The organism is Corynebacterium sp. TUM25015, assembly GCF_056393505.1.
Genome location: NZ_CM150783.1, coordinates 1,513,728 through 1,538,834, shown reverse-complemented (window position 1 = coordinate 1,538,834; position 25,107 = coordinate 1,513,728). Strand labels below are relative to the sequence as shown.

General features: G+C 60.8%; 20 protein-coding genes. 9 read left to right on the top strand and 11 right to left on the bottom strand.

The genetic code is table 11. The features are described from left to right. Nucleotides 1-15: 15 nt before the first annotated feature. Together AC06DS_RS06970 and hisD are read right to left on the bottom strand one after the other, a co-directional pair. Complete coding sequence (locus AC06DS_RS06970) at nucleotides 16-1,158, bottom strand: histidinol-phosphate transaminase (protein WP_477100337.1); 1,143 nt, start codon at nucleotides 1,156-1,158, stop codon at nucleotides 16-18. 9 nt (nucleotides 1,159-1,167) lie between these two features. Next, a complete protein-coding gene (gene hisD / locus AC06DS_RS06965) occupies nucleotides 1,168-2,505 on the bottom strand; it encodes a histidinol dehydrogenase (protein WP_477100336.1) in 1,338 nt (445 codons plus the stop codon). A gap of 65 nt (nucleotides 2,506-2,570) precedes the next feature. On the opposite strand from hisD, the gene AC06DS_RS06960 reads away from it, so the two are divergent. Next, the gene (locus tag AC06DS_RS06960) at nucleotides 2,571-3,806 is read left to right on the top strand and encodes a hypothetical protein (protein WP_477100335.1); all 1,236 of its coding nucleotides are present in this window, start codon (nucleotides 2,571-2,573) and stop codon (nucleotides 3,804-3,806) included. Here the strand turns inward: AC06DS_RS06960 and nadC are convergent. Genes nadC through AC06DS_RS06940 form a run of 4 tightly spaced genes read right to left on the bottom strand, consistent with a single transcriptional unit; the run spans nucleotide 3,803 to nucleotide 6,911 of the window. Beyond that, nucleotides 3,803-4,720, bottom strand: a complete 918-nt coding sequence (nadC, locus tag AC06DS_RS06955; protein WP_477100334.1) for a carboxylating nicotinate-nucleotide diphosphorylase — start codon at nucleotides 4,718-4,720, stop codon at nucleotides 3,803-3,805. The genes AC06DS_RS06960 and nadC overlap by 4 nt on opposite strands. A gap of 2 nt (nucleotides 4,721-4,722) precedes the next feature. Continuing rightward, on the bottom strand, nucleotides 4,723-5,751 hold the full coding sequence (gene nadA / locus AC06DS_RS06950; RefSeq protein ID WP_477100333.1) for a quinolinate synthase NadA: 1,029 nt from the start codon (nucleotides 5,749-5,751) through the stop codon (nucleotides 4,723-4,725). A gap of 42 nt (nucleotides 5,752-5,793) precedes the next feature. Next, the gene (locus AC06DS_RS06945) at nucleotides 5,794-6,315 is read right to left on the bottom strand and encodes a hypothetical protein (RefSeq protein ID WP_448308084.1); all 522 of its coding nucleotides are present in this window, start codon (nucleotides 6,313-6,315) and stop codon (nucleotides 5,794-5,796) included. Nucleotides 6,316-6,329: 14 nt separating this feature from the next. Further along, on the bottom strand, nucleotides 6,330-6,911 hold the full coding sequence (locus tag AC06DS_RS06940; protein WP_477100332.1) for a hypothetical protein: 582 nt from the start codon (nucleotides 6,909-6,911) through the stop codon (nucleotides 6,330-6,332). Nucleotides 6,912-6,954: 43 nt separating this feature from the next. On the opposite strand from AC06DS_RS06940, the gene AC06DS_RS06935 reads away from it, so the two are divergent. Genes AC06DS_RS06935 through AC06DS_RS06915 form a run of 5 tightly spaced genes read left to right on the top strand, consistent with a single transcriptional unit; the run spans nucleotide 6,955 to nucleotide 13,832 of the window. After that, on the top strand, nucleotides 6,955-7,503 hold the full coding sequence (locus AC06DS_RS06935; protein WP_477100331.1) for a TetR family transcriptional regulator: 549 nt from the start codon (nucleotides 6,955-6,957) through the stop codon (nucleotides 7,501-7,503). Nucleotides 7,504-7,513: 10 nt separating this feature from the next. Continuing rightward, nucleotides 7,514-9,718, top strand: coding sequence for a glycogen debranching protein GlgX (gene glgX / locus AC06DS_RS06930; protein WP_473963453.1), 2,205 nt, complete (start codon nucleotides 7,514-7,516; stop codon nucleotides 9,716-9,718). A 2-nt stretch (nucleotides 9,719-9,720) separates the two neighbouring features. Further along, nucleotides 9,721-10,467, top strand: a complete 747-nt coding sequence (locus AC06DS_RS06925; protein WP_448308088.1) for a BRCT domain-containing protein — start codon at nucleotides 9,721-9,723, stop codon at nucleotides 10,465-10,467. A gap of 18 nt (nucleotides 10,468-10,485) precedes the next feature. Next, entirely contained in the window at nucleotides 10,486-12,840 is a 2,355-nt protein-coding gene (gene treY / locus AC06DS_RS06920; protein ID WP_477100330.1) for a malto-oligosyltrehalose synthase, read from the top strand. Further along, on the top strand, nucleotides 12,840-13,832 hold the full coding sequence (locus AC06DS_RS06915; protein ID WP_477100329.1) for a GTP pyrophosphokinase: 993 nt from the start codon (nucleotides 12,840-12,842) through the stop codon (nucleotides 13,830-13,832). The genes treY and AC06DS_RS06915 overlap by 1 nt, the downstream gene beginning before the upstream one ends. A gap of 16 nt (nucleotides 13,833-13,848) precedes the next feature. Here AC06DS_RS06915 and AC06DS_RS06910 read toward each other — a convergent pair whose 3' ends face one another. From AC06DS_RS06910 to AC06DS_RS06900, 3 genes are read right to left on the bottom strand one after another with little or no spacing between them, the layout of a single operon-like run. Then, nucleotides 13,849-14,223: an RNA-binding S4 domain-containing protein gene (locus AC06DS_RS06910; protein ID WP_448308091.1), complete on the bottom strand. Its 375-nt coding sequence runs from the start codon at nucleotides 14,221-14,223 to the stop codon at nucleotides 13,849-13,851. Nucleotides 14,224-14,232: 9 nt separating this feature from the next. Then, on the bottom strand, nucleotides 14,233-14,484 hold the full coding sequence (locus tag AC06DS_RS06905; protein WP_293791304.1) for a hypothetical protein: 252 nt from the start codon (nucleotides 14,482-14,484) through the stop codon (nucleotides 14,233-14,235). 60 nt (nucleotides 14,485-14,544) lie between these two features. After that, nucleotides 14,545-15,216: an IMPACT family protein gene (locus AC06DS_RS06900; RefSeq protein ID WP_477100328.1), complete on the bottom strand. Its 672-nt coding sequence runs from the start codon at nucleotides 15,214-15,216 to the stop codon at nucleotides 14,545-14,547. 30 nt (nucleotides 15,217-15,246) lie between these two features. Between AC06DS_RS06900 and treZ the strand changes: the two genes are divergently transcribed. Further along, entirely contained in the window at nucleotides 15,247-16,962 is a 1,716-nt protein-coding gene (gene treZ / locus AC06DS_RS06895; RefSeq protein ID WP_477100327.1) for a malto-oligosyltrehalose trehalohydrolase, read from the top strand. Here treZ and AC06DS_RS06890 read toward each other — a convergent pair whose 3' ends face one another. Then, a complete protein-coding gene (locus tag AC06DS_RS06890) occupies nucleotides 16,963-18,801 on the bottom strand; it encodes a pyruvate kinase (RefSeq protein WP_477100326.1) in 1,839 nt (612 codons plus the stop codon). A 121-nt stretch (nucleotides 18,802-18,922) separates the two neighbouring features. Further along, a complete protein-coding gene (gene dnaE, locus AC06DS_RS06885) occupies nucleotides 18,923-22,492 on the bottom strand; it encodes a DNA polymerase III subunit alpha (RefSeq protein ID WP_448308095.1) in 3,570 nt (1,189 codons plus the stop codon). Nucleotides 22,493-22,569: 77 nt separating this feature from the next. Between dnaE and AC06DS_RS06880 the strand changes: the two genes are divergently transcribed. Together AC06DS_RS06880 and AC06DS_RS06875 are read left to right on the top strand one after the other, a co-directional pair. Continuing rightward, nucleotides 22,570-23,748, top strand: a complete 1,179-nt coding sequence (locus tag AC06DS_RS06880) for an amino acid deaminase/aldolase (protein ID WP_477100325.1) — start codon at nucleotides 22,570-22,572, stop codon at nucleotides 23,746-23,748. Further along, nucleotides 23,748-25,097 carry a D-arabinono-1,4-lactone oxidase gene (locus tag AC06DS_RS06875; RefSeq protein WP_477100324.1) on the top strand — a complete coding sequence of 450 codons (1,350 nt, stop codon included), beginning with the start codon at nucleotides 23,748-23,750 and terminating at the stop codon, nucleotides 25,095-25,097. The genes AC06DS_RS06880 and AC06DS_RS06875 overlap by 1 nt, the downstream gene beginning before the upstream one ends. Nucleotides 25,098-25,107: the final 10 nt, after the last annotated feature.

Genomic DNA, 25,107 nt, shown 5'->3' with positions numbered 1-25,107 from the left:
TCTTGAAGCGTCCGTCTAATCGTCCATCATCTGCGCTGCGGCGGCAAGAAAAGCATCATTCTCTTCCGGCAGGCCGACAGTTGCGCGCAGCCAGCCGGGCACGCCAACGTCGCGGATCAGCACCTCTTGGTCCAGGAAACGCTGCCACACCGTGTGCGCGTCCCCCAGCTTGTCGAAGTTGCCGAAGAATACGAAGTTCGAGTGCGAATCGATGACGTCGTAGCCCAGTTCGCGCAAACCAGCAACCACTCGGTCGCGTTCTGCACGCAGCTTCGCCACCGTCTGCAGCGTGTCGTCGGAATGCTCGAGCGCCACCTCCGCTGCCGCCTGCGACAATGTAGCCAGGTGGTACGGCAGGCGCACCAGCATCACGGCTTCGATAAACGCCGGGTGTGCAACGAAGTAGCCCAGGCGCCCGCCCGCAAAGTCGAAGGCCTTGGACATGGTGCGGGAGACGACCAACTTCGTCGGATACTGCTTCACCAGTCCCACTGCACTCGGCTCATCGGAGAATTCCGCGTAGGCCTCATCCACGATGACGATGCCAGGGGCAGCCTGCACAATGCGCTCAATGTCGGTGAGTGGAGTGCTATTGCCAGTGGGGTTATTCGGCGTCGTAATAAAGACCACATTGGGTTGCTGTTCGGCGATGGCAGTGAGGGCCTCGTCAACATCAATGTCGAAGCGATTCTCGGCCTTTCGCTCAACGGTCACGAACTCGGTCTGTGTGCCCGCAGCCAGGATCGGGTGCATCGAGTAGCTCGGCACGAACCCCATCGCGCTGCGCCCGGGCCCACCGAACGCCTGCAGGAGTTGCTGCAGTACCTCGTTGGAACCGTTGGCCGCCCAGACCTGTTCTTTAGTGACGCCCACACCCGTCTGTTGGCTCACATAAGCCGCAAGGGCCTTACGCAATCCCACTGCGTCCCGGTCTGGATAGCGGTTCAGTTTGGTGCCCAGCTCTGCCACGCGCCGAGCGATGCCTTCGACAATCTCCGGCGACGGTGGGTAGGGATTTTCATTGGTGTTGAGTTGGTTCGCCACAGTCAGCTGCGGTGCACCATAGGCGGACTTACCGCGCAGCTCCTCGCGCAGCGGCAGGTCGGCCAGCGAAATGTTCTGTTTATTGGTGTTTGCTGCGTTGTTGTTCTCAGCCATGATTCCTCACTACCTCTCAGTGCCGCCTGTGCGAGCGCTGATGGCCTCGCCGTGGGCTGGAAGTCCCTCAGACTTGGACAGCGTGATGACAGTATCCGCCACGCCGCGCAGCCCTTCCTCGTTGTAGTCGATGACGTGCACAGACTTCAGGAACGTCAGGGTAGACAGCCCCGAAGAGTGACGTGCCGTGCCGGAGGTCGGCAGTACGTGATTGGAACCCGCAGCGTAATCGCCCAGCGGAACCGGGCTAAAACGTCCAATGAAGATCGCGCCGGCATTGGTGATTTGCGCGGCCACTGCGTGAGAATCCGCGCAGTGAATCTCCAAGTGCTCCGCCCCATATGCGTTGGCAGCGCGGATGCCCGCAGCGATATCGTCAACCAGCACCACACCGGACTGCTGGCCTTCCAGGGCTTCGGCGACACGCGCGGAGTTCTGGGTGATGTGGTAGCGCTTATTCATTTCCGCCACTACTTCATCGGCCAACTTTTCACTGTCGGTAATGAGTACAGAGGCCGCCATCGTGTCGTGTTCCGCCTGGCTTATCAAGTCGTAGGCAATCTCCACCGCATTTGCAGTGTCATCGGCCAAAACGGCAATCTCGGTGGGGCCTGCCTCGGAGTCAATGCCCACCACCGAACGGCACAGTCGCTTGGCTGCGGTAACGAAAATATTGCCCGGACCGGTGACCATATCCACTGGCTCCAGCTCCTCACCACCTGCGGCTGTCGAACCATAAGCCAACAGAGCCACGGCTTGCGCGCCACCAACTGCCCAGACCTCATCCACGCCCAGCAGCTGGCAGGCCGCCAGCACGGTCGGGTGCGGCCAGCCGCCCTCCTGCGGCGGGGAGGCCACTACGAGAGATTCCACCCCAGCTTCCTGAGCAGGCACAACGTTCATAATCACGCTCGACGGGTACACCGCGTTGCCGCCCGGTGCGTACAAGCCCACGCGCTGTACGGGAATGAATCGCTCCGTCACGGTGCCGCCCGGCGCGACCTCCACCTGCTTATCGTCTGGGCGGATGGCGGAGTGGAAAGCACGCACCCGTTTAATGGCTTCTTTCAGCGCTGCGATGACGTCGTCATCCAACGTCCCCACGGCGGCGTCAATAACTTCGGCCGGAACCCGCACTGAATCCGGGGTTACGCGGTCAAAGCGCTGCCCGATCTCCAAAGCCGCGCGAGCCCCGCCCTCGCATACCTGCGTAACGATCGGCTGGACGGTAGGAATCACTGAGTCCACGTCCGTGCCACCACGGGGAAGACGATGGCGCAGCTCAGCTGTAGTCGGGGTCTGTCCCCGCAGGTCGATCCGGCTAAAGTCCAGCTCAGCGTTTGTCATCGTGTACGCCGCATCCTTCCGAGTGATTCTTGGGAGCATTCTTATGCTGGGCTAGAGTTTACGCCATGGCCCAGACACTCCTTTCACTGCTCCAGGACAGCAGTCGCGCCGCGCATTCGGGGGCGTCTGCAGCGGCGAGCTGGCGCTTGGCCAGCGACTTCGCCAGGCAGTACTGGTTAGCCACCCCGGACGAGGTGCCGGAAGAGCTGGTGGGCGAGTTTTACAGCATGCGCGCCAGCGCGGCGGATCACCTGGGTTTCGCCGATGAGACCATCGCCGCCTTGCAGGATCTGCGCACGTGGGCGCGCAGCAACAACGACCACGCGCTGGCTCTGGAGGCCTTGGCGCTGCTTACTCACCAGGCTCTAACACAGGAAGGTCGCCCCGGCACCCTGACGGAACTGCATTCACCACAGGAAATGCTGGCGCAATTGGCCCAGGGTTTTGATGACTTCCGCCCGGATCCGGATTCCCCCACTCTCGCGGAAACTCCCGCGCTGACGCACCGGGACATTGCCCCTGCCATCGCCGCGCGCCTGACTTCCGCGGCCACGACAGGCTTCGCGGTGGCCACGAATCTTCCTAGTTCTTTTGAGGATGACGCCGAAGGCTTCGACTTTGCAAGCATCTTCGCTCGACTTGTACGGAGGTTCGGGTCGAAGCCCCCTTCGGCGGCGGATCGTCAGCTGTGGTTCGCGCAGGAAGCGTGGTTCCGCGGCCGGCGGACGGAGGCTTTAGAGCGGGTAACGGCACTGATCGACAGGTTGGAAGAAGACGGCGCGACCACGGATGCGCGCACGGTTTCCCTGTACGAGGCTCATGACATGCTGGCGCATTTCGAGATGTTCCGGGCAGCGGAGGGCGAGGACGCGGATTCGCTGGCTGCTGTGGCTGAGCATTGGAAGGCCTGCGTGCGCCTGGCGCGCAAGCTGGATGCCGGAGTAATTGCCCTGCACAATGCCGGTTTAGCGGCAATGGCACTGCTGGGCGAAGGATGCGAGGGCGAGGCCTGGGAGCTTGCGAGTTCTGCATTGGAAGGTGCAGAAGGGTGCCCACTGTCCCCCGCGATCCTCAACCTGCGCTACGCCCTTGCCGAAGCTGCCTTGAACTGTGGGCTCTTCGACGAGGCCTTAGCGAATGCCCGCCTGGTGGCGGAATGGTCCGAGTTCAGCGCCGATGACGAGCGCACTATCGGTGGCTACACCATGGCACTTGTGGCTGCCAGGGAGCTTGGCCACGAAGAGGTGGCCTGGGAACTCGACAAGCGCAGGCGGGCGGCATTGGAACGCTGGGAGGGTTAGTCCAACCCGATGTCGAGGGCACGCACACTGTGGGTCAGTCCACCCACCGCCACGGAGTCCACGCCCGCGGCTGCATAGTCAGCCACTACATCGAGAGTTAACCCGCCTGAGGATTCCAAAAGCACCTCCGGGGCTCGATTATCGCGCAACTCCACAGCCTTCTTCGTATCCTCCACGCTGAAGTTATCCAGTAGCACCTGTGGCGGATGAGGGCGATCCGCACCAAGCAGGTCGGAAAGTTGCTCCAGGGTATCCACTTCGACCTCTACCCACGTGGTGGCGTCATCACCCAAAAAGTCCCTTACCCGCGCATAGGCTTCGGCGGCGTTGGAGAGCTCCACGTGATTGTCCTTTACCATCACCTGATCGCCTAGGTTGTAGCGGTGCGGGTAGCCGCCGCCGTGAACGACCGCGCGCTTTTCCAGCATGCGCATTCCGGGCAGGGTCTTCCGCGAGTCACGCACCAAGCATCCGCCCGGGCTGCTGGCGGCGGCTGCGACGACATCCACCCACGCGCGTGTTTGGGTGGCAATGCCCGAAGCATGGCTCAGAATGTTCAACAGGGTGCGTTCCAGCATGAGGATGTGCTGGATCGTCCCCTCCACTCGCGCAATGTCCGCGCCGGCATCGACCCGATCCCCATCGGCGACTAGCGGGGTGATGTCGATGTGCCGGTCGGCGGCAACCTCCGCGACGATCGTCAGGGCTTCGAGTCCGCTGATCACTCCAGACTGGCGTGCTCGCATCACCTTCGTGCCCGTCGCATCGGCGGGGACGGTGGCTAGGGTACTGACATCCGCACCGTCGCCAAAGTCCTCTTCCAATGCGACCTTTGCCATGCGGAGATAAGCTGCGCGAATGCGGGAGGGGTCGGATAGTTGGGCGGGGAAAGGCAGCTCAGGGGTGGTCTCCATCGTTATTCCCCACTTCCCGGGTTACCAATGGCGATCATCCGCTCCACGGAGCGACGGGCCTTGGCGGCGGTCTGCTCGTCCACCGTTACTTCGTCCTCCCCCAAAGCCAGGCAGCGCAGTAGCGCGGCTGGGGTGATCATCTTCATATAGGTGCAGGACGCGCGGTCGTTGACGGCACGGAAATCAACGCCCGGGGCGGCCTGGCGCAATTGGTGCAGCATGCCCACCTCGGTGGCAACCAGAACCGTGGACTGGCTGGTGGACTTCGCCTGCGAGATCATGTCACCAGTGGATAGCATTTTCACCCGCTCGGGCTCCACAACCCCCTCGCCTGCGAGGTAAATCGCCGAATTGGCACAACCACACTCCGGGTGGATAAACAGGTCGGCCTCCGGGTTATCGTGCGCCTGCTGGCTTAAGTCCTTCCCAGAAATACCCGCATGCACATGGCACTCGCCTGCCCACACGTGAATATTGTCCCTCCCGGTCTTGCGGCGCACGTGAGCGCCGAGGAACTGATCGGGGCCGAAGAGCACTTCCTGATCCTCTGGCAAGCTCGCCACGACGTCTACTGCATTGGAACTGGTGCAGCAGATATCCGTCAACGCCTTCACATCAGCTGTGGTGTTTACGTAGCTGACGACCACAGCCTCTGGGTGCTCGGCCTTCCACTCACGCAGTTCCTCCGCTGTAAGGGAGTCGGCTAGGGAGCACCCCGCATTGGCGTCGGGAATAAGCACCGTCTTTTCCGGTGACAGGATCTTCGCTGTCTCGGCCATAAAGTGCACGCCGCAGAAAACGATCACGTCAGCGTCCGTTTCCGCGGCGATACGGGATAGTGCGAGGGAATCGCCCGTGTGGTCGGCGATGTCCTGAATCTCTGGCAGCTGATAGTTGTGAGCCAGAATCAGCGCGTTCCGCTCCTTCTTCAGCCGCTGCACCTCCGCGGCCCACTCGTCAGTGGTGATGGTATCTGACATTTCCCACTGGCCGTCTACACGGGTGATGCTTTCTAAGATCTTGTCTAGCATTCCTGCTACGTTAGTCCCCCGCGGCCCCAGATCACTAAAGGTTTAGAAATCTTCTGGGTCGACGAAGGTCGCCGCCAACCAGTACACCACCAGCGCCAGTGCCGTGGCTACGAGCATTCCCGAACCGGGATTAGTTGCCTCCACCAGGTGAAAGAGATCCCCTGGGTGCGGATCGGTAGGCAATGGATCGGCATGCAGTTTCTCTGCCAGCCACGTTCCAACGGTCCAGCACGTCACCGAGCCCCAGAGCGTGACCACACCGACCCACAGCATCATCAGCAGGCTCCTCATGCGGGTGCGAAAGGCCCACAGTCCAATTGCCAGGCCACCAAGTCCAGTCAGGGCCAAAAAATAGGCCAGGGCTTTAAACGAGGCATCCTCGGTACCCGGGACGGTATCCGCCCCACCGTCCGCTGCCACGGTCAGTTGGGTGGTCGGGTGGATGAGCCCCCACACCAGTCCCAACAGGATAAACACCACCAGCGTGACGAAAAGAACGAGTGCTGCCTCCCCGATTGGCCGAGGAATCAGCTGGTGCCGTTGCGCATTTTTTACTTTCTTCAATGTCCTAAAATGTCCTAGCCCTGCGACCCCTGCGTTCCTAGGGTGTGGCAGAACTTCCATTTCGCATCCTCGCGCTTGAAGTACATGCGATTGGTGTCGCTGCGCTCCCCCTCGACGATGGTGACCATCGCGTGCGCATTGTCGCCCTCGGCCATGACATCTTTGATGTCGGTGATATTCGGCGTTCTACCCGGCTGTTCGTCGAAGTTGCCCTGACCTGCGGAGTCTTTAGCCTGCTGACGTGCAGCCTCTTCGCCCCCTTGCTGGTCGATATCCGCGCGGCAGGTGTTGTCGATGGTCCAGTTCAGGTACACATCCATTGGTCGCGCGCCGTCGGACAGTCCGTGCAGCAGGTCAATGATCTGCTGTTGATCTTCCTCGCTAGCGGCCGTCTTGTACTCCGGCCCCTGCACCGGAGCTTGCGTGATTTCCCCTTCGCCGGCCTGTTCGCCTTGATTGTCCTGGGGCGCGGCGTTGTCCGCGTTATTACCCGCGTTTTGTTCTGCGTCTTCTGCGCCGTCGGATCCGCAGGCCGTCAGACCGAGGGGAAGGCTCACCGCGCACAAGGCAGCCACGCATGTCTTTCGAATCTTCATGTGGCACACCCTACGGCAATCGCGTCCACTACCCTTGTACATCGTGCAGCTAAACCGCAAGAAAATCGTGAGTACCGCCGTCGACATCCTGCAGCAGTATGGCCTGGCCGATCTCACGATGCGGCGACTCGCTCGTTCCCTCGATGTCGCACCGGGTGCGTTGTACTGGCATTTTCCCAATAAGCAAGCGCTTCTGGGAGGTATCGCCGAATCAATCCTCGCGGAAGTCCCTGCTTGCCCCGGAAGCGCGGCGACGTATTGTTCTTTACTTTTTGACGCCCTCACCTCCCTGCGCGACGGGGCTGATATCACGCTGGCAGCGGTGGCCAGCGGCACGTTGGAAAGGGATCTCACTTCAGAACTCGCTGCTGAGCTACAGTCCGGTGGCGCCCACTCCAGCGCCGAAGACGCAGCGAAGCTCCTGCTGCGTTTTATCTTCGGTTCTGCCTTAGAACTTCAGGCACGCCAGAACGTGCTACAGAACTTGGGGTCGCCTGCGGGGAAGGCCGAATCAGAGACGGTTTCACGGGAGGATGCGCACCGACAAGCAGTGATAGGAGTAGAAACAATACTCCGCGGTTTTAGCCGTTAGAATGGTGCCCATGACTTTCGGACTGTCAGATAAAAGTGGATTGCGTGCGCCCGGTGAGCCTTTGGTCGGTTGGCCTGGAAAACCCTACCCACTCGGCGCCACCTTCGATGGCAACGGCACCAATTTTGCCCTATTCACCGAGGTAGCTGAATCCGTCGAACTCTGCCTTTTCGATAGCCAGGGTGCGGAAACCCGGGTGAAGATGGAAGAGGTCGACGCAGACATTTGGCACTGCTACCTCCCCGGTATCGTTCCCGGTCAGCGTTATGGCTACCGTGTATACGGTCCGTGGGATCCGGCCAAGGGGCTGCGCTGTGACCCATCGAAGCTCCTCATGGATCCCTACGGCAAGTCCTTCGATGGCGCTTTCGATGGCGATGCCTCGCTGTTCAGCTACGACATCAACGATCCGGATAACCCGGAGAAGCGCAATCAGGAAGACTCCGCTCCGCACGCAATGCGTTCAGTGGTCATCAATCCATACTTTGATTGGAACCATGACCGCCGTCCGAATATTGAGATGCACAAGACCGTCATCTACGAAACCCATGTAAAGGGCTTAACGATGACGCACCCGGATGTCCCGGAGCACTTGCGCGGCACTTATGCCGGGCTGGGTCACCACTCCATCGTGGAGTACTTCAAGGATCTGGGTGTCACTGCTGTGGAGCTCATGCCGGTGCACCAGTTCGTCCACGACGATCGTCTGCGTGATATGGGACTACGCAACTACTGGGGTTACAACACCCTGGGCTTTTTCGCTCCACACCGCGACTACGCTGCCTCCCCCAGCGCTGAGGGCGCCATCGCAGAGTTCAAGCAGATGGTGCGCAGCTATCATGACGCGGGCATTGAGGTGATCCTGGATGTGGTCTACAACCACACCAGCGAGGGCAACCACATGGGCCCGACTCAGAACTTCCGCGGTATCGATAACGCCGCTTACTACCGTCTCGTCGACGGTGACGAGGCCCACTACATGGATTACACGGGCACTGGTAACTCCCTGAATGTGCGCCACCCGCACACGCTGCAGCTCATTATGGATTCGCTGCGCTACTGGGTCACGGAGATGCACATCGACGGCTTCCGTTTCGACCTGGCTTCCACTCTGGCCCGCGAGTTCCACGATGTCGATCGCCTTTCCGCATTCTTCGACCTGGTACAGCAGGATCCGATCGTCAGCCAGGTCAAGCTCATCGCTGAGCCTTGGGATGTCGGCGAGGGCGGCTACCAGGTGGGTAACTTCCCCGCACTGTGGAACGAGTGGAACGGTAAATACCGCGATACGGTTCGTGACTTCTGGCGTGGCGAGCCTTCCACGCTGGGCGAGTTCGCCTCCCGCCTGACGGGCTCCTCGGATCTCTACACAGGCCGTCGCCCGACCGCGTCGATCAACTTCATCACCGCCCACGACGGCTTCACCCTGAACGACCTGGTCAGCTTCAACGAAAAGCACAACGATGCCAACGGTGAGGAAAATCGCGACGGTGAGAGCCACAACCGTTCTTGGAACTGTGGCGTGGAAGGCCCGACGGATGATGAGGAGATCCTGCAGCTGCGCAACAAGCAGCGTCGTAACTTCCTCACCACCCTGATGCTTTCCCAGGGCACCCCGATGCTCTCGCACGGCGATGAGATCGGCCGCACCCAGGGCGGCAACAACAACGTTTACTGCCAGGACAACGAGATTTCCTGGATGGATTGGGAAAACATGGATGAGGGGCTGCACGCATTCACGCGCTACCTCATTCACCTGCGCCAGGCGCACCCGGTTTTCCGTCGCCGCCGTTTCCTGGCCGGCGGTCCGCTGGGTCAGGATGTGGCCAAGCGCGATATCGCCTGGCTCACTCCAAATGGCGATCTGATGTCTGAATCCGATTGGAATGCGGACTTCGGCAAGTCCCTGATGGTGCACCTCAATGGCATGGCAATCGACGAGCCGGATCCGCAGGGGCGCCCTGTCGAGGACGATTCCTTTATCTTCTGCTTCAACGCCCATCACGAGCCGATCACGTTCACTCTGCCGCGGCGCCACAATGTGATGCACGTCGAGCCCAGTGACGAGGAAAACTGGACCGTCGTCGTCGATACCGCCGAGCCGACCGGCGTGCCGGAGGAAACCCGCAGCTTCTCCGGCGGGGACACTCTGGAGATCGCTGGCCGCAGCACCGTCATTCTGCAGCGCCCGATCACCACGGAGGTCAAGCTCTAAACATGCCGACTGGTTCCTCCACCTTCCCCGCCCGCGGGGCGGAGGTCACGCTCACTGAGCAGGAGATTCGAGTGACTCGTTCGCCACTTGGCTCCTCGCTGTACCCGGACGTCACGCGCCCTGCCTCCGAACTTATTGGCTGGTACAAGCAGGCTCCCGAGGGCTGTTCACCGGGGTTTATCCAATTACTTTTTGACGCCGAGCGCCCGCGGGTGAACTTTTCCCCCTCGCAGACCGAGGAGTTCGCCGCGCTGGATAGCCAGCTCACCAACCTGCAGGCGGGATACCCATTGGAGGAAGGCACTAAGGTCAGCTCCCCTGCCAGCACAGAAGGCCACGAGGACATCTCCGCGGAGGAATGGGTTAGTTCTGCAGAGGCCTCAAGCGACGGGGACGAGGGGGCGTCATCAGACAACAAACAGCGCCGCTCGCCCGCACCATGGGCGAAGGTGGCCACACCGGACGTCGTGCCCGAAGCGAACGAGGAAGCGGATATCGACGGCCCGATCTACGGGCAGACTGTGTGCGTGACCGGCGACGTGGAGCCCTACGACAAGGGCGAGGTATGGGACATGATTGCCTCGCGGGGCGGCGTGGTGGCAAAGAACGTGACGAAGAAGACGACGATGTTGATTGTCGGCGAATGGCACTCCATGACGTCCAAAGAGAAGCGGGCACGGGAGTTGCAGGATAAGGGGCAGGAGCTGCAGATCATTGGGTTCCAGGAGTTTCTGCAGCTTATTAAGTAGCCAAGTAGCCTAGGAGTCATGTCAGCGACCTATCGCCTTCAGCTCCGTGGACCTGGATCCGACCCCACCCAAGCATTCACCTTCGCCGACGCGGAGAAGCACCTCCCGTACTTCTCTCGCCTGGGGGTTTCGCACCTTTATCTTTCCCCTGTGATGCAGGCTCCGGCGGAATCGACGCATGGATACGACGTGACCGACCCGGCGACCATTAACCCCGAGCTCGGCGGTATTGAGGGGCTGCGTTCCCTGGCCGATAAGGCGCACGAGGTGGGCATCAAACTATTGCTGGACATCGTGCCGAACCACGTGGGCGTGGACGATCCACAGCTCAACCCCTGGTGGTGGGATCTGCTGAAAAAGGGCAAGGAATCCGAGTACGCCGCCTACTTCGACGTGGACTGGTCGGAGGACAACGGCGCAAACGGGCGGCTGGGGCTGCCAGTGTTGGGCAGCGAGGATGACGTTGCGGAGCTGCGCATTGAGCCTGGCGATGACGCCGAGGGCTCCGAGCCTATGCTGTGCTACTACGACAACTGCTTCCCCATTGCCGAGGGCACCTTGGGCGGCACCCCGCAGGAGGTACACGACCGCCAGCACTACCGCCTGATGTTTTGGCGCGACGGAGTGATTAACTACCGCCGATTCTTTAGTATCAACGGTCTGGCCGGCCTGCGGCAGGAAGACCCAGTGGTGTTTGAACACTCCCACCGCATTCTGAACCAGCTGATCGCGGCTGACATCATCGATGGCGTGCGCGTAGATCACCCGGATGGCCTGGCCGATCCGTTCAACTACCTAAAGCAGCTGCGCAAGCTGATCGGCGACGAGCGTTGGTTGCTAGTGGAGAAGATCCTGGGGGTCACCGAACCACTCGATCCGCGCCTGGCTGTCGATGGCACTACGGGCTACGACGCATTGCGCGAGCTCGATGGCGTGTTCGTCCATCGCCCTGCCGTCGACACCATGGCTGAGCTCGCACTGGACATGACGGGATCCAAGTGGGATGCCGCAGCCTTCGAACAAGCCGAGTACGAGCTCAAGAGCGAGGTCGCCCGCCAGGAACTCGCCGCCGAGGTGCGTCGCCTGGCCCGCGCGGTACGCAATGACAACTGGTCCACCTCTGGCGAGGCAGTATCGGATGAGGAACTGCGTGAAGCCCTCATCGATCTTATTGCCGCCATGCCGGTATACCGTGCGGACTATGAGTCGCTGTCCCGCGTAACCAGCACCGTTATCGCCCAGATGATTATTCGCTATCCGGAGCGCGCCGATGCGCTGGATTTGATCGCCACCGCTTTGATTTCCCGTGGCGAGGCCAATATCCGCTTCGCCCAAGTTTGTGGTGCTGTGATGGCCAAGGGTGTGGAAGATACCGCTTTCTACCGTGGCTCCCGCCTAGTGAGCCTGCAAGAAGTCGGCGGTGCTCCAGGCCGCTTCGGGGTCTCCCCCGCCGAATTCCACCTGCTGCAGGCAGAGCGTGCTCGCCTGTGGCCCAAGGCCATGACTACGTTGACAACGCATGACACAAAGCGTGGCGAGGACGTGCGCAGCCGCATTGGCTGCATCACGGAATCCGCCGAGCGTTTCGCTGAGCTCTGCGACAGCATCGAATACGTCGACGGCGCTACCTGCCACTTCCTGCTACAGAACATGATTGGCGTGTGGCCCGCCGACGGTGCCGTTTCCGACGAACTGCGGGAGCGCCTGCATGCCTACGCCGAAAAGGCCATGCGCGAAGCCGGAGTGCACACCACGTGGTTCGAGGTCAATGAGGATTTCGAGAACTCTATTCACGCATGGATAGATTCCACTATCGACAACTTCGGCGAGGACATCACCTCCTACGTCAACCACATCGCCCCGGCGGCCAACACAGTCTCCATTTCCAAGAAGTTGCTGCAGATCATGGGCCCTGGAATTCCGGATATCTACCAGGGCACAGAGTTCTTTACGGATTCCCTCGTGGATCCGGATAACCGCCGCAAGGTAGACTTTTCCGAGCGGTTGGAAGCCCTGGATCGCATTTCCCGCGGAGATATCCGCAACGCCGACGACGAGCGCCTCTACGTCATCGCGACCGCTTTGCAGATCCGCAACCAATTCGAGCTCGATGCAGCCAGCTACCTGCCCGTCATGGCTACAGGCACCATGGAGCGCCACCTGTTGGGAACCATGCGGGGCGAGGACGTGATCACGCTGGTCACCCGCCGCCCGCTGGACGTGCTGCGCGATGGCTGGGGTGACACGACTGTGGCCCTGCCCGAGGGCGTGTGGGAGGATCGTCTCTCCGGCAGCATGTGGGAAGGCGAAGTGCCGCTCAACAGCCTGTTTAGCGAGCGCGGTCAGGCGATCCTCACGCGCATGGGAGCCTAATGCCGAAAAAGTCTGCGCACCCCGCTTTGGCGGATTACGACGCCTGGATCCAGTCCCACCCCAACGTCGCCGGCGCCCTGGAGGCGCGCATTATTGATGTTCTTGATGACGCCGGCCTGACGTTTGATCGGGTCAGCGTGCGAATCAAGGATCGAATGAGCTTCGCTCGCAAACTGTCCAACGAGGCCTACCCCGAGTACAACTCATTTGTCGACGCCCACGACGTCATCGGCGTGCGCGTGATTACCTTCCATTCCTCGGAGATACCGCAGCTTAAAGAAGCACTCTCCGACCTTTTCGAGGTGGTGCGAGTTATCGACAAGGCCGCCGAGACTGCGCGCGAGGGACGCTTTGGTTACGCCAGCCAGCACCTTATCGTCTCCGCTAAGAATGAACCTTGGGCAGCGGAGGATGGGGCGTCACCAAAGTACATAGAGATCCAACTACGTACCGTTCTGCAGCACGCATGGGCGGAGTTCGAGCATGACGTGCGCTACAAAAACCAGGAGCATCCGGAAACGAGCGCGCCGGAGATTCAGCGTGCTTTTACGCTGGCTGCAGGGCTGATCGAGCTGGCGGATGAGCAGTTCGACAAGATTGCCGCTGTGCTGGATACGGCTCGCTCCGACGCAGATGTGGACGGAGCGCTGGACGCGGCTTCATTGCCACGAGTACTCACTCGCATCGTCGGCGAGAAATACCCCACCTCTCGTGTGGATTACTACCACTATGCAATCGAGATGCTGGCGGCCCACGACATTACGACGATTCCCCAGCTGCGCGAGCTTTTGGCGCCGAAGCGGCTTAAGGCGCTGCGCAAGGCCATGAACTACCCCTATTACCCCGGCCAAGTCCGACTGATCGACGATATGCTGCTTTTCGCCTACGGGCGCGAGCACATCCGCAAGACGGTGCACATCGGCGACAATGCGCAATCGCGCCCCGGAAGGCTGGGCAATAGGTGGCAGCAGCTGGGGCAAAAGACGGGCTAGAGCCGGCAAGAGCTACCTAGAGCTCACCGCGTTTGAAGCGTTCCAATTGGCGCCGCTCCCGCTTCGTCGGACGGCCTGCTCCCCGATCCCGGCGCGGCATCGCGGGAATTACGGGTGGCGGTGGAGAATGGTCGATATAGGCTTTGCGTGCGAGCTCCGCACCTACGCGCTTAGACAGCAGCTGGGTGACTTCCACAATGTGCTCGCGGTGATGTATCCACACGCGCACTGTATCCCCCACCACCACGGGCTGGGCCGGCTTTACCGATACATCGTTGATCTTCACGTGTCCCGCGCGGCAGGCCTCCGCTGCTTGGGCGCGAGTCTTACAGAGGCGGACGGCCCACACCCATGCGTCGATGCGAACCTTGCTAGAAGGATTGTTGGCCAACGGAGTGCGTCACCACTGATCTTTGTGCTCGACGATGCCTTTGATCTTGAAGCCACTGTAGACGATGAAAGCCACAGCCAGAATCGGCACGATAACTGCGAAGAAGGTGGTGGGCAGGATCGTCAGGCCACCGACGAGGCTTACCGCACCCACGCCACCGGCGATTTGGATATTCCGGGAGTGCTTGCGAACTTCAGCCTTGCGCTGGGCGATCGGGTCGGTGCCCGGTCGGCGGGCGGGCAGGTTGCCGTAGTTACTCATGCTTCTACAGTGTAGTTAAGCGCCGTGTAGTTATTAGGAGTTGGTGCATTCGCGCGGTTTCTAGAGCGCGTCTTCAATCCAGCGCTGACCTTCCAGGTGGGGATCTACCGTCCCGCTGGTGATGCTGGCGAGGAAGTCCGGCAGTGGCGCGCCGGGTTCGCAGGCAATAGCCAGCTCCGCTGCAGCCTTGTATTCCACGCCCACCACGGTATATCCGGCGGCGCGCACCTCGGCCTCCACTCGCCCGGCATCCGCATGTGGCACCTCGCAGGTGTATAGGTCCAGCTGACGTCGCAGCGTCAATGGCACCTGCTGCAAGGCCTCGCGGGTGGCATCTTGGTAGGCGCGCACGAGCCCGCCGGTGCCTAGCTTTATCCCCCCGAAGTATCGCACCACCACTACGGCTACATCCTGAAGCGGCTTGGAGCTGCTCCACCCTTTTAGCACCTCCAGCATCGGCTGGCCTGCGGTGCCGGCTGGCTCACCGTCATCGCTGGAACGTTCAATCGGCTGTGCCGCGTCGACATGCACGACAAAGGCGCTGCAGTGGTGGCGCGCATCGGGATATTCGCGGCGAATTGCGCTGATAAACCCGCGGGCTTCGTTCTCGCTGGTGCATCGCTCTGCAAGCGCGATAAAGCGGGAACGTTTGATCTCCACTTCTGCGGTGTACCTACCCGCCTGGGGGCGGACGTACGAGGGTTCGGGTCGGGAGGCATTATCAGCGAGCATGCTCCCATTATCGCAGCTAGGGTAGGACGCATGTATTCCGTGTGGGCTCCCCTGGCCGAAAACGTAGATCTAGTCCTCCGACCAGCACAATCAGGTACCGAATCCGAGCACGATTCCGAACAGCGATTACCGATGACGCGCGGAACCGATGACTGGTTCCATGCCGATGTGCCTGCCGCTGCTGGCGATCGCTATGGCTTTTCCGTCGACGGTTCGCCAGTCTTCCCCGACCCGCGTTCCAGGCGCCAACCCGATGGCATCCACGGTTTATCAGAGGTGTGGCAGATCGATAGTCCACGCCGCCCGCTGGGGCGCCCGCTTCAGGGTGAGGTTCTCTACGAGCTGCACGTCGGCACATTCACCGAGGCAGGTACGTTCGACGCTGCCATTGACAAACTCGATGAGCTCAAAGCTGTGGGCGTCACCGCTATCGAGCTCATGCCCGTGCAGCCTTTCGGTGGCAGGCGTAACTGGGGCTACGACGGCGTGATGTGGCATGCGGTCACGGATGTTTACGGCGGGCCGGACGGACTGTTAAGGCTTATTGACGCCGCCCACGACCGCGACCTGGCCGTGGTTTTGGACGTGGTGTACAACCACTTCGGCCCGGACGGGAACTACACCGGAGTGTTCGGCCCCTACACCGCCGGCGGTTCCACCGGCTGGGGTGATGTGGTGAATCTGCAAGGCAGAGATTCCGACGAGGTGCGCGCATACATCCTAGAAGCCGTACGACTGTGGACCCAGGAATTCGGCATCGACGGCCTGCGCCTGGATGCGGTGCACGCTTTGGACGATACGGGCGCGGTGAGCATCATCGAGCAGATCCGCGACGCTGCGGAGCCGAGTTGGATCATTGCCGAAACCGACCAGAATGATCCCGTGTACACCGAGGGATACAAGGTGGCGCAGTGGAACGATGATATTCACCATGCGATCCACACCGTCGTCTCCGGCGAGGATCATGCCTACTACTCAGACTTCGGGACGCTCGAAGTACTGGCTACTACGTTCCAGCGAGTGTTTTGGCACGACGGCCGCTTTAGTTCTTTCCGCGGGCGCACTCATGGCAGGCCGGTGACGGATCCACAAACATGGCGCTTTGTGACATACACGACTACCCATGACCAGACGGGTAACCGCGCCGCGGGTGATAGGCCAAGCATGAACCTCACCGTCTCTCAACAACTAGCCAAGGCCACCCTCGTACTAACGAGTCCTTTCACCCCGATGCTGTTTATGGGCGAAGAGTGGGGCGCCTCTACCCCGTTCGCGTTCTTCGTCGATCACGAGAATGAGGAACTAAACCAGGCGACTCGGGAAGGCCGAATGCGCGAGTTTGCCCGTGCCGGTTGGAACCCAAAGGACGTGCCAAACCCAGCCGCCGAAGAGACCTTCCGCTCTAGCGTACTGAACTGGGCCGAGCGCAACGATGCCCCGCACGCAGAAGTTTTGCGGGGCTACACCGAGCTTTTGGAGTTCCGTCGTACTCACCGCCTGGCTGAGGCCGAGTTGCTGGACGTGAGCTGGTGGGCGGATGCCGAAGAGCCGGTGAGCGAGAAGCTGGCGGGAACAAACCCGACAGTGTCACCGATCAGCGCGGATACGGCCGAAGCACAGGGCCGCTGGATCCAGCTGACTTACCAAGCACCGGAGTCTCTAGTGAAGGTCACCGTGAACTTGAGCGACGAGCCACAAGAGGCACTGGGGCTGGGGCCATGGGAGTCCCGCTATACCGCAGAATAGCTAACGCCAGCTGCGCACCCGGTGCAGCAGCATGCGGTTCTTGCGCTGCGAGCGGTCCATCTTCGCACCGATTTCCCGCAGGATTCCAATTGCATCCGGTATGTGCGGCCCCTTGTTCAGCATGATGCATTCGGCGCGCAGGGCGAAAGCGACGTCGGTGATCTCCGCGCGCGTCGGTAGGCCCGACTTCGCCATGGATTCCAGCACTTGAGTGCCGATAATCAGCGGCACATGCGCTGCCTCCACCATCGCCAGCACCTGCCCCGGAACCTCCGCCATGCGGGAAAATCCCAATTCCACGGCTAGGTCGCCACGCGCGAGCATCACACCGAACCTCGCGTGCCGCATGCCCTCCAGCAAGATGGGCGCTAGGTTTTCAAACGCTGGGATCGTTTCAATCTTCAGCACCAGTCCCAGGTCGTCGGCCCCCAGATCGCGGAACTTTTCCAACACGTAGGCGACGTCTTCGCGGGTACGGATGAAGCTCACTGCGGCGATATCTGCATGCTCTGCGACGAAGGCCAGCGCGGCCTCGTCCTCCTCGGTCAGGCTCGGCAAAGGCAATTCCGTATCGGGCAGATTGATGCCTTTGTACTCGGCTAGTTTTGCTCCGCCACGGGTGATCTCCAGCTCAGCTTCTGCTGTGCCAGCCAACTCTCGGGTCTCCACGACCTGCGCCGCAATTGCCCCATCGTCGAAGAGCACCTGCTGGCCCACTTCGAGGGCCTGTACCGCTTCCGGCAAGGTACAGCTGATAGTGGGAACTCGCCCGTCTTGCGGGTTACAGACCACATCGGCGCTGGTCAGGATCAATCGATCCCCGGTCAACGGGCGAAGCTTCTGAATCGTTGGCGGCACCGAACGCACCGTGGTTGTAGCCGTGTCCGTCCGCAGCTCCGCCCCAAGCTGCAGGTAGATATTCTGCTGTCCCTCTGCCAGCGCCCCTTCGCTGCCGCCGGATGCCCTGTCTTTCTTTGTGACGCCGAGTTTCCGCCGCTTGCCGCGTGCGTCAACGACATGGATCACGTCGTCCACGGCAAGGGAATCAAAGAACTCCCGAGAAACGTGCACGCTCACGATCGGCCGCCCTTCAGTGGTGGCCGCCATGGGTGCCGGTTCCAGCTCCTGATCCTCTGGGATCATCCACAACCGGCAAGGGTGGATTACCGTGCCCGCGTCGTCGCGCTGCACGCGCACACGCACCACCGCAGGCCCCGGCGCGATACGCCCAGTCCGGATTTTCGGTCCGGCTAGATCCATGCTGATAGGGATTTCCCGCCCTGCGGCCTTGGCGGCGGTGCGGACGTTATCGATCATTCGCTTCCACACGTCCGGCCCATCGTGAGCACAGTTGATGCGCGCGAGCTCCATACCGGATCTCACAAGGCGAGCCACTAGATCTTCGTCAAAGGCAGCCTCGGCGGGCAGGGTGACCATGATGCGCGAGGAATCCCCCGGCAAAACCCGCGGGCCGAAGAGAGCTTCCGTGTGTTGCTCAAGAAGTTCATCTGCCCCCACGATGGCGTCGGCTACATCTTCCTCGTCGAACTGCGGCGAGCAACCATCCAGGGCAGAGACCACGTTGTGCGCTGCCTGCAGACGTGCCTTCACCGCAGGCTCCGCGGTGGACAGACGCGTAGCACCCAGGCTTTCCAAGTTGCCTTGCAACCCTCGGCGGTCGTGGGCACGCAGCGTCATATAGTGCACGAGGTTGCGGGCGCCGACATAGTGGGTGGGTGTGGTAGCTCGGATCTCTGAGTACCAGTGCAATGTCTGGTTATCGAGGTCGTCGAGGAGTTGCTCGATGGTTTCTAGAACCGCTTGCTTGTTGACCTGCATGATGAAAAGGCATCTCCTGGAAAGATGCGCAGCCTAGCCAGAGGACGCGCATGTAGGTGTGTCTTCTCTATCGTTACAGCTCTGCGGGGTTTGTGCTCGGCAACGTACTCGGCGCGGGGAACTACGAGAAAATTCCCTCCCACGTCGACGCTTTGAGTGCCCCCATCAAGGATGGGGATTTATTGACGCGCATTTCCGGCCCCAGCAGGAACTGCACCTCCTGTTCGCCGTCGATAAGGGTGAGGTAGACATCCGAATCGCCCTTGTTCTGGCTTAGAACCCGGCGCAGGTTGGCCATGTTGTCGGGGGTTGCCTGATCCACGCGAATGTTGAGGCGCAGGGGCACTCCGGAACCGGCACCGACGGTGAGCTCAGCGGACTTAAGATCCTGACAGAACAGCCGCATGTCGTCTTCCCGGTAATTGATCTTCGCCTTCACGAGGACAATGTTGTCCTCGACGATCTGCGGGGCCACCATCTGATAGGTCTTCGGGAAGACCAACAGTTCCACCTGCGCGCCGTGTTGATCTTCCACGGTGGCGATTGCCCACGGATTGCCGTTGCGGTCGATGCGACGTTCCACGGACGAAATAATGCCGCCGATCTTGAGATCCTTGTTGTTCGGAACTTCCCCGGACAAGACGGTGGTCAGGGGCGTATCAATCTGGGCGTCCAGGGCTTCCTCGAAGCCATCGAGTGGGTGGCCAGAGACGTAGAGCCCCAGCATGTCGCGTTCCAATGCCAGTTCGTGCTTTCGCTCCCACTTCTGGTCGGGCACCTCGACGCGGAAGACATCACCTGCATCGTCATCGCCGCCAAGTCCGGCAAAGAGGTCGAATTGTCCCTTGGCTGCGGCCTTCTTGGTGGCGGTTACGGCGTCCACCGCATCCTCGTGCACCAGTACTAGTCCCTTGCGCGGATGCCCCAGGGAATCGAAAGCACCGGCCTTGATCAGGGACTCGGTTACGCGCTTATTTGCTGCGGGGAGGTCGATCTTGTCCAGGTAGTCAGAGAAGTCCTTGAAGGCGCCCTTTTCCTCACGGGAGGCAATGATGGAGTTCACCACGTCTTCGCCCACGTTGCGGACGGCGCCCAGTCCGAAGCGGATATCCTCGCCGACGGATTGGAAAGTGTAACGCGAGTCATTGACATCGGGGGACAGCACTCGAATGCCCAGGTGGCGGCAGTCGGCCAGGTAGATAGCGGACTTGTCTTTCTTGTCGGCCACGGAGGTCAAGAGTGCGGCCATGTACTCCGGCGCATAGTTGGCCTTCAGGTAGGCGGTCCAGAAGGAAACGAGACCATAGCCCGCGGCGTGGGACTTGTTAAACGCATAGCCGGCGAAGGGCAGGATCGTATCCCACAGCGTCTTAATCGCATCGGAGGAATAGCCATTTTCCTTCATTCCGGATTCGAAGGTGACGAATTCCTTTTCGAGCACCTCCGGTTTCTTCTTACCCATGGCCTTACGGAAGCCATCGGCCTGACCCGCGGTGTAGTTCGCGACCTTTTGGGAGATCTTCATGATCTGCTCCTGGTACACGATCAGGCCATAGGTTTCTTCCAGAATTTCCTTTAGCGCATCTTCCAGCTCAGGGTGAATCGGCACGATGGGTTTGCGGCCATTCTTGCGGTCGGCGTACTCCCAGTGCGCGTCCACACCCATAGGGCCAGGTCGGTACAGTGCCAATGCGGCGACGATGTCATTAAAGCCGGTGGGTCGCATGCGCTTCAGTAGCTTCTGCATACCCGCCGAGTCCAGCTGGAACACACCCAGTGTCTCGCCTCGAGCCAGCAGTTCGTAGGTGGGGTCATCCACCGTGTCGAGGTTTTCCAGGTCCAGCTCGAAGTCGCGGTTGGCCTTAATGTTATCGAGGGCGTCACCAATAACGGTGAGGTTACGCAAGCCCAGGAAGTCCATCTTCAGCAACCCGATGGCCTCACAGGCGGGGTACGGCCAGCCCGTGATCAATGCGCCGTCCTGCTTGCGTTTCCACATGGGAATGCAATCCAGCAGTGGCACGCTGGACATAATCACCGCACAGGCGTGCACACCAGCCTGGCGAATCACGCCTTCTAGGCCGAGCGCATCCTTGTAAATCTTCGCTACATCCGGATCGGTCTCGATCAGCTGGCGGACTTCCGCGGCCTCGGGATAACGCTCGTGCTCCGGATCGGTAATGCCGTGGAGAGGAATGTCCTTAGCCATAATCGCCGGCGGCAGAGCCTTGGTGATCCGATCTGCCATTTGGAAACCCGCCTGACCATAGTGGGCGCGGGCGGAGTCCTTAATGGCCTGTTTAGTCTTCACTGTGCCGAACGTGATCACCTGGGCAATTTTGTCCTCGCCCCAGCGATCGGAGGCATAGCGAATCATCTCGCCACGTCGGCGATCGTCGAAGTCGATATCGATATCGGGTGCGGACGGACGCTCGGGGTTCAAGAAGCGCTCGAACAGCAGACCGTGTTCCATCGGATCGATGTTCGTGATCGTCAGCGCGTAGGCCACCAGTGCACCGGCTGCGGAACCACGTCCCGGACCGACGCGGATACCCACGGACCGGGCATGCTTAATCAGCTCGGCAACAATAAGGAAGTATGAGGGGTAGCCCTTCATATCGATCACGCCAATTTCGTACTTGGCGCGGTCGATGTACTCGGCGGGTACTTCGCGGCCGGGGAAACGCTCCTCCAGGCCCTTCATCACTTCGTGGGTCAACCATGTCGTCGGAGTGTGTCCCTCAGGCACGTCGGCGATAGGCATACGGTCGTGCGGGTGTTCCTCCCAAATTTCGGAGTAGTCCTGCACGCGCTCGGCAACCCAGAGGGTATTGTCGCAGCCCTTGGGTACCTCTTTATCCCACTGCGCACGAATATCCTCGGCGGTGCGCAAGTAATAGCCGGTGCCGGAAAAGGCAAAGCGCTTGCCGCCCTGATCCAAGGTCGGCTCGTCCAGGGTCGAACCGGTCTGCACACACAGCATCACTTCGTGGGCAGGAGCCTGCTGCTCTAGCACATAGTGGCAGTCGTTGGTCACCAGCGGCGGCAGCTCAAGCTTGCGGCCGATCTCCAGCAGGTCGTCACGTACTCGCTTTTCGATCTCGAGCCCGTGATCCATCAGCTCCAGGAAGAAGTTTTCCTTACCGTAGATGTCCTGCCACATCGCCGCAGCTTCCAGGGCCTTGTCGAACTGCCCCAGGCGCAGGCGCGTTTGCACATCGCCAGACGGGCAGCCGGTGGTGGCGATGATGCCCTCGGAGTGTTGGGAAATCAGTTCGGCGTCCATGCGCGGCCACTTACCCAGCTGCCCCTCGTAGCTGGCCATCGACGACAGGTAGAAAAGATTGCGCAACCCCGTAGCGTTCTCCGCAATCATCGTTTGGTGCAGATAGGCGCCGGAAGCCGAAACATCGTCCGACTTCTGCTCTGGCTTACCCCATCGCACGCGCTGCTGATCAAAGCGAGATTCCGGTGCGATGTACGCCTCGATGCCGATGATGGGCTTTATCCCCGCGGCGGTCATGGCGCGGTAAAAAGCGTCTGCTCCATACATGTTTCCGTGGTCGGTCATCCCCACCGCAGGCATCCCCTGCCGCACCGCCTCTTGAGCCAGAAGATCAACCTTGGCCATGCCGTCGAGCATGGAATATTCGGTGTGGTTATGCAGGTGGACGAAGGAGGAACCGCTCATGGTTCGCCATCATAGCGTGTCCTAAGAATCGCATTTTTCGGCACATCGGGTTCGCTTGCCCGTTACAGTTACTTTCCATGAACAAAGATACCCGCCTCGCAGTGGCGCACCTGGACGCTCCCTTTGCAGTGCTGGATCTGGATGCTGCTAGGGCCAATGCGCTAGACATGGCGCACCGTTCTCGCGGCACCCCGATTCGGGTGGCCAGCAAGTCTCTACGTATCCGCTCGCTGATCTCGGAAGTCCTCACCCTTCCCGGATACCGCGGTGTGCTGGCCTATAACCTCAACGAAGCTCTGTGGCTAAGTGACGAGCAAGTCAGCGACGATATTTTGGTCGCCTACCCCTCTGCTCACCGCGAGGCGCTGCATCGCCTGATTCACAATGCACGCGCTCTTGAAAACGTGACCCTCATGGTTGATTCTGTCGCTCACCTGGATCTTATTGACGCCGTGATGCCACCCAACGAGCGCGGGATAGTTCGGATCTGTATTGATATTGACGCCGCATTGCGCGCCGGCCCCGTTCACATTGGAGCTCTGCGTTCCCCCTTGCACACGGTGGACGAGGTGCGCGCCGTGGTACGGCATCTGCGTCAACGGGAAGGCTTTCGACTGGTGGGGCTGATGGCCTATGAGGGACAGATTGCCGGCACTACTGACACTTCCCCAGCCATCGCTGCAATGAAGGCACTGTCTGTTCGCGAATTGGCGCGTCGCCGCGCGAACATCGTGGCAGCGGTCGAAGAGGAATTGCGTGTTGCTGGCCTGCCCGCCCTGGAGTTCGTCAACGGTGGCGGTACCGGCTCGATCGAAACCACCAGTGCGGAAGCCGCGATCACTGAGATCGGCGCGGGGTCCGGCATTATCGGCCCAGCTTTGTTCGACCACTACCGCCAGTTCCAGCCCACCCCGGCCGAATGGTTCGTGGTGCCGGTGGTGCGCCGCCCAGCCGAGGAAACGGTGACGGTGGCCGGTGGTGGCCGCATCGCCTCTGGCCCTCCCGGAAAGGATCGCCTCCCCGTCGTCGACTGGCCGCGTGATCTGAAGATGGCTCCACTCGAAGGGCCGGGCGAGGTGCAAACCCCGCTGACTGGCCCCGCCGCCCGCAACCTGCGGCTAGGCGACCACGTTTGGATGCGTCATGCAAAGGCTGGCGAAGCAACTGAATACATCGATAGCGTGCTGGTCGTCTCGGCTGGCGAAATCATCGCGGAGTGGCCCACTTACCGCGGCGAAGGAAAGAGTTTTGTCTAATGAGCACCGTTAAAACCCGTAAGCCCGTCTACAACTCCCGGTGGATCAACTGGTCCAAGGTCACCACGGCTCAGCCGCGCAAGCAGGTAGCCCCGCGTGACGAGGCGGAGTTGATCGAGCTTATTCAACGCGCCGCAGCCTCCGGAGAGAGGGTGAAGCCCATTGGCGCTGGGCATTCTTTCACCTCCGTCGCGGCCACAGAGGGCATCCAAGTGAGCCTGGACCACCTGGCCGGATTGATCCGCTTCGACCCTGAGAAAATGACGGCACGCCTGCGCGCCGGCACGCGCCTACGGGATGTGCCCGGCATCCTGGCCCCGCTGGGAATGGCATTGGCTAACCAGGGCGACGTGGATCCGCAGTCCCTGGCGGGTGCGATCGGCACCAGCACCCATGGCACGGGTCTGGGCTTCACCGGCTTCGCCGGAATGCTGCGGGCTTTCCGCATCATCACCCCAGATGGCCAGGCTCACGAGTGCTACCCCGGAGCCGAAGGTATTGCGGGCGAACTCTACGACATTGCGCGCGTTTCCTTGGGCGCGTATGGCATCATCACGGAGGTTGAACTGGATGTGGTGGATACCTTCGTCCTCCACGCAGTAGAGCGCGCCGAGCCCAATGCACAGATCGTGGAGAATTTCGCAGATCGGGTTCGTGAAAAGGATCACCTGGAGTTCTATTGGTTCCCCGGCACCGATGTTGCCCACGTCAAGACGAATACCCGCCTGCCTGGCCACGCTCCCACCCAGCCTGTTCCGCGTTGGAAGGAGGTACTGGACGACGAGATGCTCAACAACGGTGCCTACCGAGTGATGAACGACCTGGCGCACTACTTCCCTTCCCTCAGCAGGCCTTTTGCAAAGCTGAGCGCGAAGACTCTCGCGCAGCGCGAGTACTCGAACGTAGCTCACGATGTTTTCGTCAGTTCTCGACGGGTGCGTTTCAACGAGATGGAGTACTCGGTGCCCCTTTCCGACGCCACGGAAGTACTCAAAGAGGTTCAGCACACCATGAACACCTGTGGCGAGCAGGTGCTCTTCCCCATCGAGGTGCGGGCGACTGCCGCCGACGAGGTGCCACTGTCCACCGCTAAAGGCCGCGAATCCTGCTACATCGCCATCCACCGCTATAACAAGGACAGCCACCAGGCGCTGTTCCGCCATATCGAGCCGATCTTCAAGGCTGTGAATGGTGGGCGTCCGCACTGGGGCAAACTGCATACTCTTACCCACGAGGATCTTCTCGAAAGGCATGAAGACCTGGCACGCGCGTGCGAGGTTCGCGCCCAGGTGGACCCTCAGGGCATGTTCAGAAATGCCATGGTGGATCGAGTATTCGGACTGGCCTAGTTCTCCCGCG

What these genes read in the sequence shown, in the direction of transcription:
- AC06DS_RS06970 (WP_477100337.1), bottom strand. Translation starts at nt 1,158, where the DNA reads ATGGCTGAGAACAACAACGCAGCAAACACCAATAAACAGAACATTTCG.
- hisD (WP_477100336.1), bottom strand. Translation starts at nt 2,505, where the DNA reads ATGACAAACGCTGAGCTGGACTTTAGCCGGATCGACCTGCGGGGACAG.
- AC06DS_RS06960 (WP_477100335.1), top strand. Translation starts at nt 2,571, where the DNA reads ATGGCCCAGACACTCCTTTCACTGCTCCAGGACAGCAGTCGCGCCGCG.
- nadC (WP_477100334.1), bottom strand. Translation starts at nt 4,720, where the DNA reads ATGGAGACCACCCCTGAGCTGCCTTTCCCCGCCCAACTATCCGACCCC.
- nadA (WP_477100333.1), bottom strand. Translation starts at nt 5,751, where the DNA reads ATGCTAGACAAGATCTTAGAAAGCATCACCCGTGTAGACGGCCAGTGG.
- AC06DS_RS06940 (WP_477100332.1), bottom strand. Translation starts at nt 6,911, where the DNA reads ATGAAGATTCGAAAGACATGCGTGGCTGCCTTGTGCGCGGTGAGCCTT.
- glgX (WP_473963453.1), top strand. Translation starts at nt 7,514, where the DNA reads ATGACTTTCGGACTGTCAGATAAAAGTGGATTGCGTGCGCCCGGTGAG.
- AC06DS_RS06925 (WP_448308088.1), top strand. Translation starts at nt 9,721, where the DNA reads ATGCCGACTGGTTCCTCCACCTTCCCCGCCCGCGGGGCGGAGGTCACG.
- treY (WP_477100330.1), top strand. Translation starts at nt 10,486, where the DNA reads ATGTCAGCGACCTATCGCCTTCAGCTCCGTGGACCTGGATCCGACCCC.
- AC06DS_RS06915 (WP_477100329.1), top strand. Translation starts at nt 12,840, where the DNA reads ATGCCGAAAAAGTCTGCGCACCCCGCTTTGGCGGATTACGACGCCTGG.
- AC06DS_RS06905 (WP_293791304.1), bottom strand. Translation starts at nt 14,484, where the DNA reads ATGAGTAACTACGGCAACCTGCCCGCCCGCCGACCGGGCACCGACCCG.
- AC06DS_RS06900 (WP_477100328.1), bottom strand. Translation starts at nt 15,216, where the DNA reads ATGCTCGCTGATAATGCCTCCCGACCCGAACCCTCGTACGTCCGCCCC.
- treZ (WP_477100327.1), top strand. Translation starts at nt 15,247, where the DNA reads ATGTATTCCGTGTGGGCTCCCCTGGCCGAAAACGTAGATCTAGTCCTC.
- AC06DS_RS06890 (WP_477100326.1), bottom strand. Translation starts at nt 18,801, where the DNA reads ATGCAGGTCAACAAGCAAGCGGTTCTAGAAACCATCGAGCAACTCCTC.
- dnaE (WP_448308095.1), bottom strand. Translation starts at nt 22,492, where the DNA reads ATGAGCGGTTCCTCCTTCGTCCACCTGCATAACCACACCGAATATTCC.
- AC06DS_RS06880 (WP_477100325.1), top strand. Translation starts at nt 22,570, where the DNA reads ATGAACAAAGATACCCGCCTCGCAGTGGCGCACCTGGACGCTCCCTTT.
- AC06DS_RS06875 (WP_477100324.1), top strand. Translation starts at nt 23,748, where the DNA reads ATGAGCACCGTTAAAACCCGTAAGCCCGTCTACAACTCCCGGTGGATC.